Below are 16,684 nucleotides of genomic sequence, written 5' to 3' on the forward strand. Positions count from 1 at the left end.
AATACAGGAGACACACAATATGGATGCTAATTTATGGTTGCCCTTAGTCGGCATTCCCATTATCGTCGCCGGTTTTGCGCTGCGTTTTAATCCTTTAATGGTGGTGGTTGCCGCTGGTTTAGCGACTGGTTTAGCGGTTGGTATGGACCTCGGTGTCTTACTCGAAACCTTTGGCGAAAAATTTATGAATAGCCGTCAGATCGCGAGCATTATCTTGATTCTGCCCATCATTGCCCTACTAGAAAAGTATGGCCTAAAGGAGCGTGCACAGAGTTGGGTCGCCAGCATACGTAGCGCCACGACCGGTCGTATCTTGATGTTATACCTGTTCGTGCGCCAATTTACTTGCTCACTGGGACTCACCAGCTTAGGTGGCCAGGCGCAGACCGTACGCCCACTATTATTCCCGATGGCCGAAGGCGCGGCGCTATCCAAATACGGCGAATTGCCCCAAGCCTTGCGCGATAAGATTGCGGCGCACTCCGCCGCCTGTGACAATATTGCGTTGTTCTTTGGTGAAGATATTTTCATCGCTTTTGGCGCGGTTCTTTTAATGACTAGTTTTCTAAAGGAAAATGGCATCACCGATGTTGAACCCTTAATGATAGGGCTATGGGCAATCCCCACCGCTATTTGTGCCTTAGTCATCCACTTAATTCGACTGTCTTGGTTAGATGCGCAGATTGCCCGTGAAGTACAGCAATGGCAGCAAGGCGGTGCAGCATGAACAATGTCAACAGCTTATTTAGTATCCAAGTCGTGTTTTATCTTATCGGCAGTATTGTCATGGCGATTGCCTGGATGAGTACGCGCGATACCAGTAATCCCAAGCGTTACACCACCGGCTTGTTTTGGTTTTTATTCGGCATCGGTTTTTTATTTGGCGACCTAATGATCGCCACCTTGGGTAAACCTCTTAGCTACAAAATTCTCGGTGTGATCGTCATGCTGCTTGCCTTGATTGCAGGCGGCAACTTACTCGGTGGCGGCCAGCATCAGCCAAAAGGCATTTGGGATAAAGCGGCACTCGCTGACAAGTTAAAAAATAAATTGTTTCTACCCGCCATTGCCATTCCTGTCATCACTGTCATCCTGACTTTGGGTGGCAAAAATCTCCAAATTGGCGATGTTTTTTTACTCGATCAAAAAAACCTGACGCTCGCTTGCCTAACCGTGGCTTGCCTGCTGAGTATCGTCTATGCGTACAAGATTACTGGTGGCACCCCCATCGTCGCCGTGCAAGAATCTCGTCGCCTATTCGATGCGATTGGATGGGCATTGATCTTGCCCATGATGTTGGCGATGTTGGGCGGCGTCTTCGTCGCCGCTAAAACCGGACAGTCGATACAAACCTTGGTAACGATGTTAGTTGACCCTAGCAGCAAATTGGTCTTGGTCGTAATTTACTGCGTTGGCATGGCTATGTTCACTATGATTATGGGAAATGCTTTTGCAGCCTTTCCGGTCATGGCGGCGGGTATTGCGCTACCTTTCTTGATTGTGCAGCACCACGCCGATCCTGCTCCGTTGGTGGCGATAGGGATGTTATCCGGCTATTGCGGTACGCTAATGACGCCGATGGCTGCTAATTTCAATATCATTCCCGCAGTGCTATTGGAATTGAACGATAAATATCTGGTGATCAAGTATCAAGTACCAACTGCACTTGCTGTGTTGGCCTGCAATATCGTATTAATGTATTTTTTGATTTAAAGTGAGCCGCATGCCTACCATTTTACTGACTGGCTTTGCCCCTTTCGATCATGAAACCATGAATCCCTCGTGGGAAGTCGTGCGACGCTTTGAGGGCAAACAAGTTAACGAATCCCATCATATCGTCGTTGCCCAATTAGCTTGTGAATTTGGACTGGCAATTCATCAGCTACAGCAACTACTAGACCAGCATCAACCGGCATTAGTGGTTTGCGTGGGACAAGCTGGTGGACGTGCAGAAATCAGCGTAGAAAGAGTCGCTATCAATATTGATGATGCAAGAATTCCCGATAACAATGGCGCACAACCAATTGATCAAGCCATCGTCGCTGATGGTCCTGCTGCTTATTTTAGTAGCTTACCAATCAAGGCCATTGTGCAAAACTTACGGCAACACGGCATTCCAGCCAATGTATCGCAGAGCGCTGGAACTTATGTTTGTAACCATGTTTTTTATGGTTTGATGCATTATGCCAACACTCATCCGGATTTACACCGCGCGGGGTTTGTCCATATTCCTTACCTACCGGAACAGGCATGTCACCATGCAAATACACCCAGTATGTCTCTGGAAACCATGGAAAACGCTTTATTTCTCCTCTTAAAGACTTGCTTATTGCAATCCAAGGATATTCAACTGAGCACTGGAACAATTTGCTAATCACCTGACGTATAAGATTTACCACAAAGAAATATTTCCTTTGTGAAGTTTTTTTAATGCAAGAAGCGCAAAATATTGTTTAGAATCAGTCATACAGCAATAGGCAAGATTAGAATTTGCCCATATCAACCACAATGCATTAGCACCACCAACACACAAACAGCTTAGCAACGCAGCGTCACTCACTAACATCTCGTTTAGGATAAGTAATTATGCAAAGAGATTTTTTTAGACTACCAGGTTTTGCTTATCTTGTTGGATTCATCGCTATCACCTCCTCCTTAGCATTAGCCTGGCGGCAAGCGAGTTTACTTAGTTTTTCTTTATTTGCCTTGATCGCAATCAGCGTCATTTTGTTGGTGGTAAGTTTGTTGCGTAGCTATATCGTGCAAGACACATTAGAAGATATCAGCCAACAAAATCAGAACGATGCTGACACCGTGGATGGTTTGCGTGACTTGCTAACCAATGTCTTGCCTCTTTGGGAAGCCCATATAGACTCTGTTAAAAGTCAGACCGAAGCCTCGGTACATCAATTAATCATGAGTTTTTCTTCCATGGTGGACGAATTTGACAAAGCCGGCTTTGGCGGTGTCAGTAATGTCGATAAAGATGCGTCACGCAATGCTGAAGCCACCATCACCCTATTACAACTATGTAAAAAAGAACTAGCACCATTGATCAATTCGCTTTCCCAGATGATTAATAGCAAGGATGAATTACTCAACTGTATTCGCGACTTGGCCAAAACGACCAGCGACATGAACAATATGGCGAATGAAGTTCGTCAAATTGCGGCACAAACAAATTTATTGGCAATTAATGCCGCAATCGAAGCTGCACGAGTGGGGATACAAGGACGCGGCTTTGCAGTGGTGGCCGACGAAGTGAGGAAGTTGTCACAGATGTCCGCAGAAACGGGTAAGCGTATGACCGAAAACGTTGGCCACATCTCCAACATTATGAAATCCGCATTGAGTGTAGCGGATCGGTCTGCGATACAGGATAAACGCATATTGGAAGTATCTGGTGCCGTGGTCAAAGATGTGTTGTCCCATGTCGAAACGATGGGAGATTCAGCGCAACAAATGCACCACCACGGCAATATCATTCGCAGTGACGTTGAAGACTTGCTCGTCGCTCTTCAATTTCAAGACCGAGTCAGCCAAATACTACAGGTCGTACGCGATGATATATCCAAGTTTGAACAGCTCGCACAGAACCTGCGAACAACTGGACTACCGGCCACAGAGGTCTGGTTGAATCACCTTAAAAGCACCTATACCATGAATGATGAGCATCGCAGCCATGGCGAAAAAAATGCGGCAACTACGCCACAAGATTCTGAAATCACATTCTTTTAGGCGACGTTTCAGCGCCTACTCTATCAACGGCTGTACGTGACGAGCGCACGTACAGCAATTCTTTTCCCCTGCTACAACGGAGTTTTCAATGTGGTCCTCGTTGAATAAACCAAGAGTTCTAATCGTTGAATGCGACGAGCTGATTGCCATCTTCGTACAGCTAAAACTAGAGCTATTTGGTTGCCAAACAGTAGGACAAACTAAAACTGGTGCACAAGCGATCACGTTAGCGGGTGAACTACGGCCTGATTTGATTTTAATGGACACGCACTTGGAAGGTGACATTGATGGCATTACAGCGGCAGAAACAATCCGTAGTCAATACTCCCTCCCCGTTATTTTCCTCACTGGCAAAAATTGCGATGACATCATTGGACAGCTTAACCGCTATAAATCTTTCGCCTACCTAACCAAACCATTCTCAGATCAAGAGTTACGTGCTGTCATACAGATGACACTGTATCGGCATCAGGCCGAAACAAAACTGCAAATCAGCGATTTAGCATTAAAAGCCATCTCGCAAGGTGTCATTGTCGCGACACCAGATCATAAAATCGTCTCTGTCAATGATGCGTTCACCCAGCAAACTGGGTATAGCACGCAAGATATTTTCGGTCTGACCTGTGCGATTTTGCAAGGCCCTTTGACCGATCAAGCGACGATAGCTGCAATCGATCGAGCCTTAAAAGGCAATACACCTTATTTTGGCGAAATCTTAAATTACCGCAAAGATCAGACGATCTTTTGGAATGAACTGACCATTACACCAGCCTTCGACGAATTAGGTCAGCTAACCCATTTCATTGGCATTACACGCGATATCACGCAAAGAAAACACACTCTCGAAGCGCTACGCCAAAGTGAGTACGACTTACTCGAAGCCGAACGCTCAACGCATGTCGGGCATTGGATCTGGGAATCGAGTAACAATAAAATTGTTTGGTCTGATGAAATGAAACGGATATGGCAGCGTGATCCGGCTGAATTCGATGGTGATTTGTTTGAAATGATCAAACACACTGCCTATCCAGAAGATCAGCCAACCGTCATCGCATCTTGTAAAGAAGCTTTCGAAGACCGGGAAGAATATGATCCATTTGAATACCGAATTATCCTGCCGGATGGCCGTTTAAGAACGATCTGGGCGAAAACTGGTCGCAAGCAAAAAGATGCGAGTGGAAGAATTATACGTCTGACCGGAACGGTACAAGATATTACCGAACGCCGCCAAGCCGAAGATGAGCGCCGTTTAAATCATGCCTTGATGGAACAGGCATTTGGCAGCTCTCCGATCGGTATGGCATTGATCGATATTGAAGGAAAATTTCTGCGAGTGAATCGCGTTCTATGTGATATGTTTGGCTATACCGAGACGGAACTGTTGTACCAAGAAGCTAAAAAATTTACCCATCCAGACGACGTCAACCTAGACAAACATGCGATACAACAACTACTGATGGGTGAGATAGAACGCTTCGAAATACACAAGCGTTACTATCACAAAGATGGCACCTTAGTATGGCTACAAGTCAATGTCTCGCTGGTCAGAAATTCGGCAGGAGAGCCAGTCAATTTTGTCACACAGATTCAAGATATAACACAAAGATTAATGGCGGAAGCGCATCTCAACCAGTTGTCTCAAGCAGTAGAACAAAGTACTGAAGCCATTATCATTACGGACGTGATCGGCAAGATTGAATACGTCAATGATACCTTTGTCAAAAAGTCGGGTTTCAGTAAACAAGAAACTATAGGCCGCTACCCAAATATTCTCAACTCAGGGCTGACACCTCAAGAAACGTTCACCACACTATGGAGAACGATTCGCGCAGGAGAAACCTGGAAAGGTGAGCTCATTAACCGACGTAAAGACGGCTCGCTATCGATCGAATACGCCACCATTTCTCCTCTACGCCAAGCTGATGGCACGATCTCCCATTTCGTGTCCACTCAAGAAGATATCAATGAAAAGAAAAAACTCGGTGAAGAGTTAGAAAAACACCGACATCATCTCGAAGAGCTGGTTGACAGTCGCACACAAGAATTAGCCATTGCCCGTCAATTAGCGGAAGCGGCGAACCGCGCCAAGAGCGATTTCATCGCCAATATGAGCCATGAAATCCGAACGCCAATGAACGGTGTTTTGGGCATGACCTACCTAGCCTTAAGTAGTGCGACGGATACCAAACAACGCGACTATCTGCAAAAAATTCATTTATCAGGCCAACATCTTTTACATATCGTCGATGATATTTTAGATTTTTCCAAAATTGAAGCTGGCAAGATGACTATTGAAGGCTTGGATTTCAGCTTGGATGAATTAACTGCCAAGCTCTCGGCAATGATGCATAGCAAAGTCGCAGGACGACAACTAAGTCTAAGTATTGAGGTCGGCCCAGGCGTACCACACCAGATGCATGGCGATCCTCACAGACTGAATCAGATTCTGATTAATTACACGAATAATGCGATTAAATTCACCGAGCAAGGTGAAATAAAAATCAAAATTACCAAGGTGCACGATACGCCAAGTGGCTGGCTGATACGCTTTGAAGTGGCAGATCCAGGCATAGGAATGAGCGAAGAACAGCAAAGTAAATTATTCCGCTCGTTCGAACAGGCCGATAGTTCAACAACTCGTAAATATGGTGGAACTGGGTTAGGTCTAGCAATTAGCAAACAACTGGCAGTGTTGATGGGAGGCGACGTTGGCGTTGAGAGTCAACTCGGTCGCGGTAGCCGCTTTTGGTTCACGGCAATGCTAGAACAAATTAAAGGGCCACCGATTGAAATCAAAAACAGACAAGAGGTGCCACCACATCAGAATGCTTTTAAACGACTCCAGAGTCTGAGCGAGAAATCGCCGGTTTGCATATTGTTAGTGGACGATAATGAATTCAACCAACAAGTCGGCAGTGAGTTATTGGAAGCTGCACATTGTCGCGTTTTATTAGCAGGAGATGGGCGCGAGGCGATCGAAAAACTACAGCAGGAAAAACAAGAGATTCACTGCGTCTTGATGGATATACAAATGCCAGTGATGGATGGCTTGGAAGCGAGTCGGTATATTCGTACGATCCCTGAATTTGCCACATTGCCGATTATTGCCATCACTGCAAATGCCATGAATCAAGACAGAATTCATTGCCTGGCTGCAGGAATGAACGATTTCATTGCCAAGCCATTTGCACCAGATTTATTGTATACCTGTGTTTTACGCTGGCTTAGCGACGAGGTATCCAATCCCCAAGCAGCACAGTCTGAAAGCGCTCAGCCGCTCGCAGCGACTATCAGTGATGGACTGACGATTGACCTAAGCATACTGGCAAAACTAGTCGGTAATTCACCTGAAAAAATTGGTAAATTTGCGAAAAAATTTGTCGACTCGGCGCGCGCGAGTCTGCTCGAAATTCAGGGTCTACAACAAGCAAAAGATCTAACTGGTCTGTGCGCTGTAGGACATCGTCTAAAATCGAGCGCACGTACGGTAGGCGCGTTGCAGTTCGGGGAATATTGCCATCAATTAGAAGCGCTCAAAAATCAGGGCACCTTACAAGACGCTGCCAGTCTCATTCACCAGCTGCAAGAGATGTTCTCAAAGATAGAACAAGAAGTTGAGGTCTATCTCACGAGCAATCTACATCCTGCCTCCGGCGTCAGCACCGCACTAGCCGCTAAGGCCACCATTGCTGCCCTTCCAGAAAAAGTCAGGCTCAAAGACAATTTGCATGTACTGGTATTAGAAGACGAGGCTATTGATATGGAAGTCGCTTGCGGAGCCTTACGGAAATTAGGTGTCGCAAGGATTTCTAATTGCACCGAAGGAAATCAAGCCTTAGCTGTGCTGCGCACCTACGAGCCAGATATCCTCATCTGCGATTTGAACCTACCGGGCATGGATGGTATTAGTTTTTTAAGATTGGCCGCGGAAAATTCTTACAAAGGTGGCGTCATTCTTCTCAGTGCGGTCGACAGAAGCGTAATGCGAGCATCCGAAAATCTAGCTAAAGCCTATGGATTAAATTTACTCGACTCGCTGCGCAAACCACTCGCAGAGGAAGAGTTACTACAAGCTTTAGCAAAACAAGTGCCTCTTCCTAAGAAACTGCAAGACACCTCAAAACTCAGTCAATTGAGTTTTACCGAGCTACAAAATGGCTTAACAGAAGACAGGATAGAGGTGTTTTACCATCCCAAAATTAACCTTAAAACGGGTAAAGTTGTCGGCGCTGAATGTCTGGCACGTTGGCGTCACCCTACCCATGGCCTATTGGGGCCGAACGTCTTCGTTTCCGTGATGGAAACCCATGGCATGATCGATGAACTAAGTAAAATCATCTTAGAAAAAAGTGCTGCTCAATTGCGCAAATGGTACAACCAGGGGCATCAACTAAAGCTCGCAGTTAACGTCTCCATGGACAATTTGAATCAACTGCATTTACCAGAGCAGTTTGAATCTATCTTGCAAAAAGTCGGCATCCGCCCATCCCAATTCATCTTGGAATTAACGGAAACACGTCTAATGGAAAACTTGACGGTCAGCTTGGAAATCTTGACACGTCTGCGTTTAAAAGGCTTTGGATTGTCGATCGATGATTTTGGAACAGGCTTTTCTTCCATGGAAAATTTAAAACAACTCCCATTTACAGAATTAAAAATCGACCGAGCCTTTGTCAATGGCGCCAGTCATGATGAGGCATCTAAAGCGATTCTCAATTCCAGCATACAGTTAGGGAAAATATTTCATCTAAATATAGTGGCAGAAGGAGTCGAAACTCAACAAGATTGGGACTTTATCGCCGATTCCGGTTGTGACGAAGTCCAAGGATATTTTATTGCTCAAGCCATGCCAGCAGACCAATTTATCGAATGGAAAATACAACAGGAAAAACGAGCAAAAAAATGACCAAGCTGACGAAAACGACTTGGTTTATTCTTTAGTTATGGCACAATGAATACAAGAAAAGATGACTTTTTAAGCAATAAAACAGCAAAGATTTAGTGCTTTCACTTGGCTCCGATTCAGCAGCATATTCGAGACCTGGAGACAGCTTCAAGACAAATGATGAAAAAGGATAAAAACCATGGGTAAGCAATATTCAGATCTAAACGTCCTAATCGTTGACGATGACGAATTCCAAGTCGAATTCGTTTCCGATTTGCTGCAGGAACTTGGCGTCAAAAACATCACGACTGCGAACGGTGGCAAAAAAGGGCTAGTGGCCTTTGATATCGCCAAAGTCAAACCAGACCTATTATTGTGCGATATACAAATGCCAGATATCGATGGTTTCGAGTTTATGAGCGCGATGGGTGAACGCCATTTTTTCGGTGGCGTGATCCTGATGTCTGGGCAGGGTTCGCGGGTCTTACACTCCGCTTCACTGGTCGCGCAATTGTCCAGACAAAATTTTCTCGGTAATATTGAGAAACCCGTCAGCAAATCTGACCTAGAAGATAAAATCAAACAGATACTTGCTTCATAATCAGCGATATCGATTGAGCAAGACCACGTTCTTTGAATCCATTTTTGAACGTTAAAATTTAACAACGCCATACCGTATTAGCGAGGTTCCAACACCGATCTGGTGAGTCACTATCGATATCTTTGCGCATTGCCTTATAATGCCCGCAAATTCTTTGCGGGCATTTTTCATATCATTTACTTTTTTCTACCTCCATGAATACTCTGCTTTGGTTAGTTGTCATTTACTGGGTTATCTCGGTTGGCCTGGGACTCTATGCAGCACGTTACGTTAATAACTCCAAAGATTTCGCGGTCGCTGGACGTTCCTTGCCAATGTACATCGTGACCGCAACCGTATTTGCGACCTGGTTTGGTTCCGAAACCGTGTTGGGTATTTCATCCACCTTCGTGAAAGAAGGTTTAAAAGGTGTGGTGGCTGATCCATTTGGCTCCTCTTTATGCCTGATCTTTGTCGGGCTTTTCTTTGCTCGACCACTCTACAGAATGAATCTGCTGACCATAGGTGACTATTACAAAGCCAAATATGGTCGTACCGTTGAGGTTTTGGTATCGCTTTGTATTGTTGTTTCTTATCTCGGTTGGGTCGCCGCCCAAATCAAAGCACTCGGCCTCGTGTTTAGCGTCGTCTCAGGCGGCGCCGTTGATATGAATACAGGCATGATGATCGGTGCTGGCAGCGTCTTGATCTACACCCTGATGGGAGGTATGTGGTCGGTGGCAATTACCGATTTCTTACAAATGATCATCATTATGATCGGCATGTTGTACATGGGCTGGGAAGTGTCCAACATGGTTGGTGGTGCCGGCACTGTGATTACGCATGCAGTCAATGCTGGCAAGATGGAATTTTGGCCCGCGCCAACTACCCGTGAGGTTCTATGGTTCTTTGCCGCTTGGATCACTATGATGCTAGGATCAATTCCACAGCAAGATGTATTTCAACGTGTTGCCTCTGCCAAAACTGAAAACGCGGCCGCTAATTCCGCAGTACTTGGTGGTAGCTTGTATTTCTTGTTTGCGTTCATTCCTATGTTTTTGGCCTACTCCGCAACCTTGATTGATCCTGCGATGGTAGCTAAGCTGATCAACACCGATTCTCAAATGATCTTGCCAACATTGATCATGACGCACATGCCCTTGTTCGCTCAAGTGATGTTCTTTGGCGCGCTGTTATCTGCAATTAAGAGTTGTGCCAGTGCCACCTTATTGGCACCATCCGTGACTTTTTCTGAAAACATTTTGAAACCTTTCTTCCCAAATCAGTCGGATAAACAGTTCTTGTTCATGATGCGCGTGGTGGTTTTAGTCTTTACCGCGGTCGTGACTTTGTTTGCGATGAACACGGAAGCGAGCATCTACAAAATGGTGGAGAACGCCTATAAAGTCACGTTAGTGGCAGCGTTTATCCCTCTGGCATTTGGCTTATATTGGAAGCGGGCAACGCGACAAGGTGCGCTTTTGTCTATTATTCTCGGACTCAGCTCTTGGATTTTGCTCGAAATCAATGCACCTGAGGAGTTCTGGCCTCCACAGTTGGTTGGTGTGCTAATGAGCTTGGCAGGGATGTTATGTGGTTCTTTGTTGCCACAAATCCGGCCTGAAAAACCACAAGGGCAAACTATCTAGCCAAATTTTCCATTTGGATTTGTGGTGCTTACTGAAGCACTTTGGAAATAATTTTGTTGCGATAGTGGCGTCAATAACGAGTTATTGACGTCGAAGAGTGATAAAAATGTCCAAATATAGGCTTGCAGCACACAAATAGCATTGCAGTTGCGCCTAATGGAAAATCTAGCTTAAAGCCTACATATCCCTGAAATATTTCTTTGCTACTCTTGAGCGTCTGCCCTTTTTTGTAATTTCGAGGTGTAAACCGTTATAATTCAGGGTTTTACAAGTTTTCCTGAGGATAAAAATGCCTATCTACGCTTATCGCTGCGATGCCTGTGGCTTTGCCAAAGATGTGCTGCAAAAAATGTCGGACGATCCACTCACGGTTTGCCCTGAGTGCCAACAGGCTAACTTTAAGAAACAAGTCACCGCCGCAGGATTTCAACTGAAAGGATCGGGTTGGTATGTCACCGATTTTCGTGGCGGTGCAGGTAATGCTAATAGCACTGGTGCAGCTACTGGTGTCAGTGCAAGCAACGACGATGCAGGCAAAGATAACAGTAGCGGTGCAACAACATCCGCAGCAACTGAGTCTGCGCCAGCGAGTACGACAAGTGTCGCCCCGGCGACTGGCAGTGACCAAGCAGCATAAACCAAATAAGCGATCTCAGATCTATGCGTAAATATTTTATAACTGGCTTATTGATTTTAGTTCCCCTAGCGATCACCGCTTGGGTACTGCACGCTGTCATTAGCACCATGGATCAATCCTTATTGCTGTTACCGGAACAATGGCGGCCTGAGGCACTAATCGGTTTCAGAATTCCCGGCTTAGGTGCCGTTTTGACAGTTTTGATTATCTTTGTCACTGGCCTTTTGACCAAGAATTTCATCGGTAATTATGTTGTCGCCGCGTGGGAAGCTCTGTTGAACCGAATTCCTATCGTCAACTCGATTTATTCTAGCGTGAAGCAGGTTTCCGATACGCTGTTTTCCTCCTCAGGCAATGCCTTTAGTAAAGCGGTCTTGATTGAATACCCACGTCAAGGCTCGTGGACCATTGCATTCTTAACTGGCAAACCAAGTGGTGATGTCGAGAAGCATCTGGGCGCAGACTTCATCAGTGTCTATGTTCCTACCACGCCAAACCCGACCTCCGGGTATTTTTTAATTATCCCCAAAAAGGATGCGATTGAACTCGATATGAGTGTCGATACGGCGCTCAAATACGTAGTTTCTATGGGAGTCGTTGCACCTGAAGTCACCGAAAAGGTGGCCGAACACACAGCCCGAAATAAGGCAATTTAATCAAAGATTTTAACTTTTTAGAAAACAGGTAAGAAATTATGTCCATGCGTACCAACTACTGCGGCCTTACTACAGAAGCATTACTCGGCCAAACCGTCAGCCTGTGCGGCTGGGTGCATCGCCGTCGTGATCACGGTGGGGTTATTTTTATCGATTTGCGTGACCGCGAAGGTCTGGTGCAAGTGGTGTGTGATCCTGATCGCGCTGAAGTCTTTAAGAATGCAGAAACAGTGCGTAATGAATTCTGCTTGCGCATCACCGGTATCGTTCGCAATCGTCCAGATGGCACGATTAATAATAATTTAAAGTCGGGCAAGATCGAAGTCTTGTGCCACGACTTAGAAATTCTGAATCCATCCGTCACGCCACCGTTCCAATTGGATGATGACAATCTGTCAGAGACAACACGTTTGACGCACCGCGTATTAGACTTGCGTCGTCCGCAAATGCAAAACAATTTGCGTCTGCGCTATAAAGTCACGATGGAAGTGCGTAAGTTCCTCGATGAAAACGGCTTTATCGATATCGAAACACCGATGTTGACCAAATCCACACCAGAAGGCGCACGTGATTATTTGGTGCCATCCCGTGTGAATGCTGGTAACTTTTTTGCGTTACCTCAATCGCCGCAATTGTTTAAACAATTGTTGATGGTCGCAAACTTTGACCGCTACTACCAAATCACCAAGTGCTTCCGCGATGAAGATTTGCGCGCTGATCGTCAGCCAGAATTCACCCAGATCGATTGCGAAACTTCGTTCATGAATGAACAAGAAATTCGCGATATGTTTGAAGGCATGATCCGCGGCGTATTCAAAAAGACTTTGGATATCGATTTGCCAAATCCATTCCCAGTCATGGACTTCGCGGAAGCGATGGGACTGTATGGCTCCGACAAACCGGATATGCGCGTTAAATTGCGCTTCACCGATTTGACAGAAGTGATGAAAGACGTCGACTTTAAAGTCTTCTCCAACGCAGCCAACATGCACAATGGTCGCGTAGTCGGCATGTTAGTTCCAGGCGGTGGCAGCATGCCTCGCTCTGAAATTGACGCTTACGATCAATTCGTGCGCATCTACGGCGCTAAAGGTTTGGCTTACATCAAAGTTAACGACAAAGCCGCTGGCCGTGATGGTTTGCAAGCGCCTATCGTGAAAAACTTGCACGACGCAGCTCTGGCAAAAATTCTGGAATTGACCGGCGCAAACGATGGCGATTTGATTTTCTTTGGCGCTGATAAAGCGAAAGTGGTCAACGATGCGATTGGTGCACTACGCGTGAAAATTGGTCATAGCGAATTCGGTAAAAACAATGGTCTGTTCGAAGATGCATGGAAACCATTGTGGGTGATCGACTTCCCGATGTTCGAACACGATGAAGAAAATGATCGTTGGACTGCAACGCATCATCCATTCACTGCACCAAAAGATGGTCATGAAGATTTGATGGAAACGGATCCAGGCAAATGTATCGCTAAAGCCTACGATATGGTCTTGAACGGTTGGGAACTCGGTGGTGGTTCCGTCCGTATTCACCGCGCTGATGTTCAAAGCAAAGTCTTCCGCGCATTGAAGATCAATGACGACGAAGCACAATTGAAATTCGGTTTCTTGCTCGACGCCTTGCAATACGGCGCGCCTCCGCATGGTGGCTTAGCGTTTGGTCTGGATCGTATCGTTACCATGATGACGGGTGCAGAATCCATCCGTGACGTGATCGCTTTCCCGAAAACCCAACGTGCGCAATGCTTATTGACACAAGCACCGTCTGAAGTCGACGAAAAGCAATTGAAAGAATTGCATATTCGTTTGCGTGCTGCGGAGCCCAAGGTCGTTTAACGGAATTTAAAACTACGTTTGAAACGACTTTGGAGCGACACATATCGCGACAAAACCAAAACGGCAGACTTAGTTCTGCCGTTTTTTATTGTTCTGTCACGACTTACAAAGCTCCCCTCAACGCACTTGGCTCCCTTGCCGACTTATCGTCGTAGGGTTTTATGGCATACTGCGGACACGTTTAGTTAGAAGCAACACTATAAAATCATGAGCAACACTTTCAAAATCCCCGAATCCGTTTTAGTCGTCATCTACTCGCCAGACCTAGAAATCTTGTTACTTGAACGTGCAGACAAGCCAGGCTTTTGGCAGTCCGTAACTGGCTCAAAAGATAGCTTAGATGAAGTACTGGAATTCACTGCGCAACGCGAGGTCATGGAAGAGACAGGGATCGATACACAAGCTCACGCACTCAGCAATTGGCATCTGGCCAATGTCTATGAAATTTATCCCACCTGGCGTCATCGTTATGCACCAGGTGTGACCCACAACAAAGAATACGTCTTCGGCCTTTGTGTGCCACGCGACACCTCGGTTACACTAGCACCAAGAGAACATTTGCGTTATCAATGGTTACCACTGCAAGAAGCAGCTGACTTGTGTTTTTCGGCCTCGAATGCTGAAGCAATTTTACAGTTGCGCCAACGTCACAAAACGAGCGGCGAGCATTGATAAATCCGACATCCGATTCAAACGCACCATCAAGGGCAAGATCATGAAGCTACGTATTGCCACCTACAATATCCACAAAGGAGTAAGTGCATTCGGACGCAAAGCACGTATTCATGCCTTGAAAGAAGCCATCAATTTACTCGATGCTGATTTGGTGTTTCTGCAAGAGGTTCAAGGTCAACACGATCATCATGCAAAAAAACACGCAGACTGGCCGGAATTGGCGCAGCACGAATTCTTGGCTGGCGATTCACATGCTTCAGCGTATGGCATGAATGCTGTCTACCAGCATGGACATCACGGCAATGCGCTCTTAAGCCGCTTACCGATTCTGCATTCAAGCAACCACGATGTTTCCGATCATGCCTATGAGCAGCGCGGCATTTTGCATGTGCGAGTGCAATTGGGCGAGATCCTGGCCCATTGCTTTGTAATCCATTTGGGTCTGTTTGCAGCCAGCCGCAGACGTCAGATTCAGGCATTAATCGCGCAAATACAAACAGAGGTCGACGCCAAGCAACCCTTGATTATTGCGGGTGATTTTAATGATTGGAGTCAAGGTCTTAGTCATACTTTATATCGAGAGTTAGGGGTCATCGAAGCTTTCGATGTTGCCAATCACAGCCACACCGAATTGCCGCTCAAGCGCAATACGCTAGCTGCAGTAAAAACGTTTTTCCAAACGAATTCTACCCATGCTCGCACCTTCCCCGCGGGATTGCCTTGGCTCAGTCTGGATCGCGTTTACCTACGCGGTTTTCAGGTTGAACGAGCCAATGTGCTCAGTGGAAAACCGTGGTCACAACTCTCGGATCACGTGCCTATTTGTGTTGATCTGCGAATGAATTCGCTACGCTCAGATCATGGCTAAACTCGTATTTAGCGATAATAATCAGTGCCAGTTATTGCACACAGGTGAGCATTTTTTTTCATCTTTGATCGAAGCGATCGACCATGCTCAGCAAGAGATATTATTAGAAACCTATATTTACGCCAATGATGCAACTGCCCAAACGGTCACGCAAGCACTATGCAATGCAGCGAAACGCGGCGTCTGTGTACAAGTTATTATCGACTGGATTGGGGGCGCGAATCACACGCAACAGTTGCAGACACAGTTTCAACAAGCCGGTGTGCAATGCCGTCTTTTCAATCCCTGGTTTAAACGCGGACTGGCACGTACTCATCGCAAACTAGCCGTAGTGGATCAGGCGCTCGCGTTTATTGGCGGGATTAATATCATCGATGATTATCTTTCCGATGATGGCAAAAATACACCCTTACCTCATCCACGCTGGGACTTTGCCGTGCGCGTTAGCGGCAATTTAGTACTGAACATACATAAAGAAGTGAGCGCCCAATGGTTAAAAATGGGCAAACTCCAGTTGTTACAACGATTAAAACTCGCGGTCACTTTACGCCTACCACCAGTCAGCACCAGCAGTCATTCCAGTCAGGCCGCCTTGGTCATACGCGATAATTTGCGTAATCGCAGCACCATACAAAAAGCCTACTTGAAGGCGCTAGGATCAGCCAAGCACACGGCTATTTTAGCGAATCCTTATTTCGCTCCAGGGCGTAAAATTCGCAATGGCCTGATCAAAGCAGCACAACGCGGGGTTGATGTCAGCCTCCTATTAGGAGTCGGGGATTTTCACTTACAAGACGCAGTGGCACAGTCGTATTATCCTAAGCTATTAGCCTCTGGCGTAAAAATTTATGAATACCATAGAACCAAGCTACACGCTAAAGTCGCTGTGATTGACCACGACTGGGCTACTGTAGGCTCCAGCAATTTTGATGGTTTGAGCCTATTTGTCAATCAAGAGGCCAATATTATCGTGGTGGATCAAGCCTTTGCGGGCCAGCTAAAGCAACATTTACAACAAGGATTACAAGACGCAGTGCGAGTCGATCCCAACTGCCTAGTTCGCTTATCCTGGCATCGCCGTTTCAAGCATCGCGTCGCGTATTGGTTTTATCGTACTATTATGCGCATCGCCACTTTAGGTCAATACCGCTAATT

At 46.1% G+C, this 16,684-nt stretch carries 13 protein-coding genes; all 13 read left to right on the forward strand.

The genetic code is table 11. The features are described from left to right. Positions 1-19 precede the first annotated feature (19 nt). The gene (locus H8K52_RS06140) at positions 20-727 is read left to right on the forward strand and encodes a DUF969 domain-containing protein (RefSeq protein ID WP_186922016.1); all 708 of its coding nucleotides are present in this window, start codon (positions 20-22) and stop codon (positions 725-727) included. Next, on the forward strand, positions 724-1,713 hold the full coding sequence (locus H8K52_RS06145) for a DUF979 domain-containing protein (RefSeq protein ID WP_186922017.1): 990 nt from the start codon (positions 724-726) through the stop codon (positions 1,711-1,713). Before H8K52_RS06140 ends, H8K52_RS06145 begins: the two co-directional genes overlap by 4 nt. Positions 1,714-1,723: 10 nt before the next feature. Beyond that, entirely contained in the window at positions 1,724-2,374 is a 651-nt protein-coding gene (pcp, locus tag H8K52_RS06150) for a pyroglutamyl-peptidase I (protein ID WP_186922018.1), read from the forward strand. A 212-nt stretch (positions 2,375-2,586) separates the two neighbouring features. Beyond that, on the forward strand, positions 2,587-3,738 hold the full coding sequence (locus tag H8K52_RS06155) for a methyl-accepting chemotaxis protein (RefSeq protein ID WP_186922019.1): 1,152 nt from the start codon (positions 2,587-2,589) through the stop codon (positions 3,736-3,738). A gap of 88 nt (positions 3,739-3,826) precedes the next feature. After that, the gene (locus tag H8K52_RS06160) at positions 3,827-8,644 is read left to right on the forward strand and encodes a PAS domain S-box protein (protein WP_186922020.1); all 4,818 of its coding nucleotides are present in this window, start codon (positions 3,827-3,829) and stop codon (positions 8,642-8,644) included. A gap of 178 nt (positions 8,645-8,822) precedes the next feature. Further along, positions 8,823-9,224 (forward strand): response regulator, encoded by a 402-nt coding sequence (locus H8K52_RS06165; RefSeq protein ID WP_186922021.1) that lies wholly within the window; start codon positions 8,823-8,825, stop codon positions 9,222-9,224. A gap of 194 nt (positions 9,225-9,418) precedes the next feature. After that, positions 9,419-10,852 carry a high affinity choline transporter 1 gene (locus H8K52_RS06170; RefSeq protein ID WP_186922022.1) on the forward strand — a complete coding sequence of 478 codons (1,434 nt, stop codon included), beginning with the start codon at positions 9,419-9,421 and terminating at the stop codon, positions 10,850-10,852. Positions 10,853-11,141: 289 nt separating this feature from the next. Continuing rightward, a complete protein-coding gene (locus tag H8K52_RS06175; protein ID WP_186922023.1) occupies positions 11,142-11,489 on the forward strand; it encodes an FmdB family zinc ribbon protein in 348 nt (115 codons plus the stop codon). Between the two features lie 23 nt (positions 11,490-11,512). Beyond that, positions 11,513-12,145: a DUF502 domain-containing protein gene (locus H8K52_RS06180; protein ID WP_186922024.1), complete on the forward strand. Its 633-nt coding sequence runs from the start codon at positions 11,513-11,515 to the stop codon at positions 12,143-12,145. A 38-nt stretch (positions 12,146-12,183) separates the two neighbouring features. Next, entirely contained in the window at positions 12,184-13,986 is a 1,803-nt protein-coding gene (gene aspS, locus H8K52_RS06185; protein ID WP_186922025.1) for an aspartate--tRNA ligase, read from the forward strand. Between the two features lie 207 nt (positions 13,987-14,193). Further along, positions 14,194-14,658 carry a dihydroneopterin triphosphate diphosphatase gene (gene nudB, locus H8K52_RS06190; RefSeq protein ID WP_186922026.1) on the forward strand — a complete coding sequence of 155 codons (465 nt, stop codon included), beginning with the start codon at positions 14,194-14,196 and terminating at the stop codon, positions 14,656-14,658. Between the two features lie 43 nt (positions 14,659-14,701). Beyond that, the gene (locus tag H8K52_RS06195) at positions 14,702-15,529 is read left to right on the forward strand and encodes an endonuclease/exonuclease/phosphatase family protein (RefSeq protein ID WP_186922027.1); all 828 of its coding nucleotides are present in this window, start codon (positions 14,702-14,704) and stop codon (positions 15,527-15,529) included. Continuing rightward, a complete protein-coding gene (gene clsB / locus H8K52_RS06200) occupies positions 15,522-16,682 on the forward strand; it encodes a cardiolipin synthase ClsB (RefSeq protein WP_186922028.1) in 1,161 nt (386 codons plus the stop codon). Before H8K52_RS06195 ends, clsB begins: the two co-directional genes overlap by 8 nt. Positions 16,683-16,684 lie beyond the last annotated feature (2 nt).

It is taken from the genome of Affinundibacterium seohonense (assembly GCF_014284305.1).
In the GTDB taxonomy this organism is placed as follows: Bacteria; Pseudomonadota; Gammaproteobacteria; order Burkholderiales; family Burkholderiaceae_D; genus Undibacterium; species Undibacterium seohonense.

Excerpts from the sequence above, each read along its gene's own strand:
- H8K52_RS06140 (WP_186922016.1), top strand. The coding sequence starts at position 20 with ATGGATGCTAATTTATGGTTGCCCTTAGTCGGCATTCCCATTATCGTC.
- H8K52_RS06145 (WP_186922017.1), top strand. The coding sequence starts at position 724 with ATGAACAATGTCAACAGCTTATTTAGTATCCAAGTCGTGTTTTATCTT.
- pcp (WP_186922018.1), top strand. The coding sequence starts at position 1,724 with ATGCCTACCATTTTACTGACTGGCTTTGCCCCTTTCGATCATGAAACC.
- H8K52_RS06155 (WP_186922019.1), top strand. The coding sequence starts at position 2,587 with ATGCAAAGAGATTTTTTTAGACTACCAGGTTTTGCTTATCTTGTTGGA.
- H8K52_RS06160 (WP_186922020.1), top strand. The coding sequence starts at position 3,827 with ATGTGGTCCTCGTTGAATAAACCAAGAGTTCTAATCGTTGAATGCGAC.
- H8K52_RS06165 (WP_186922021.1), top strand. The coding sequence starts at position 8,823 with ATGGGTAAGCAATATTCAGATCTAAACGTCCTAATCGTTGACGATGAC.
- H8K52_RS06170 (WP_186922022.1), top strand. The coding sequence starts at position 9,419 with ATGAATACTCTGCTTTGGTTAGTTGTCATTTACTGGGTTATCTCGGTT.
- H8K52_RS06175 (WP_186922023.1), top strand. The coding sequence starts at position 11,142 with ATGCCTATCTACGCTTATCGCTGCGATGCCTGTGGCTTTGCCAAAGAT.
- H8K52_RS06180 (WP_186922024.1), top strand. The coding sequence starts at position 11,513 with ATGCGTAAATATTTTATAACTGGCTTATTGATTTTAGTTCCCCTAGCG.
- aspS (WP_186922025.1), top strand. The coding sequence starts at position 12,184 with ATGTCCATGCGTACCAACTACTGCGGCCTTACTACAGAAGCATTACTC.
- nudB (WP_186922026.1), top strand. The coding sequence starts at position 14,194 with ATGAGCAACACTTTCAAAATCCCCGAATCCGTTTTAGTCGTCATCTAC.
- H8K52_RS06195 (WP_186922027.1), top strand. The coding sequence starts at position 14,702 with ATGAAGCTACGTATTGCCACCTACAATATCCACAAAGGAGTAAGTGCA.
- clsB (WP_186922028.1), top strand. The coding sequence starts at position 15,522 with ATGGCTAAACTCGTATTTAGCGATAATAATCAGTGCCAGTTATTGCAC.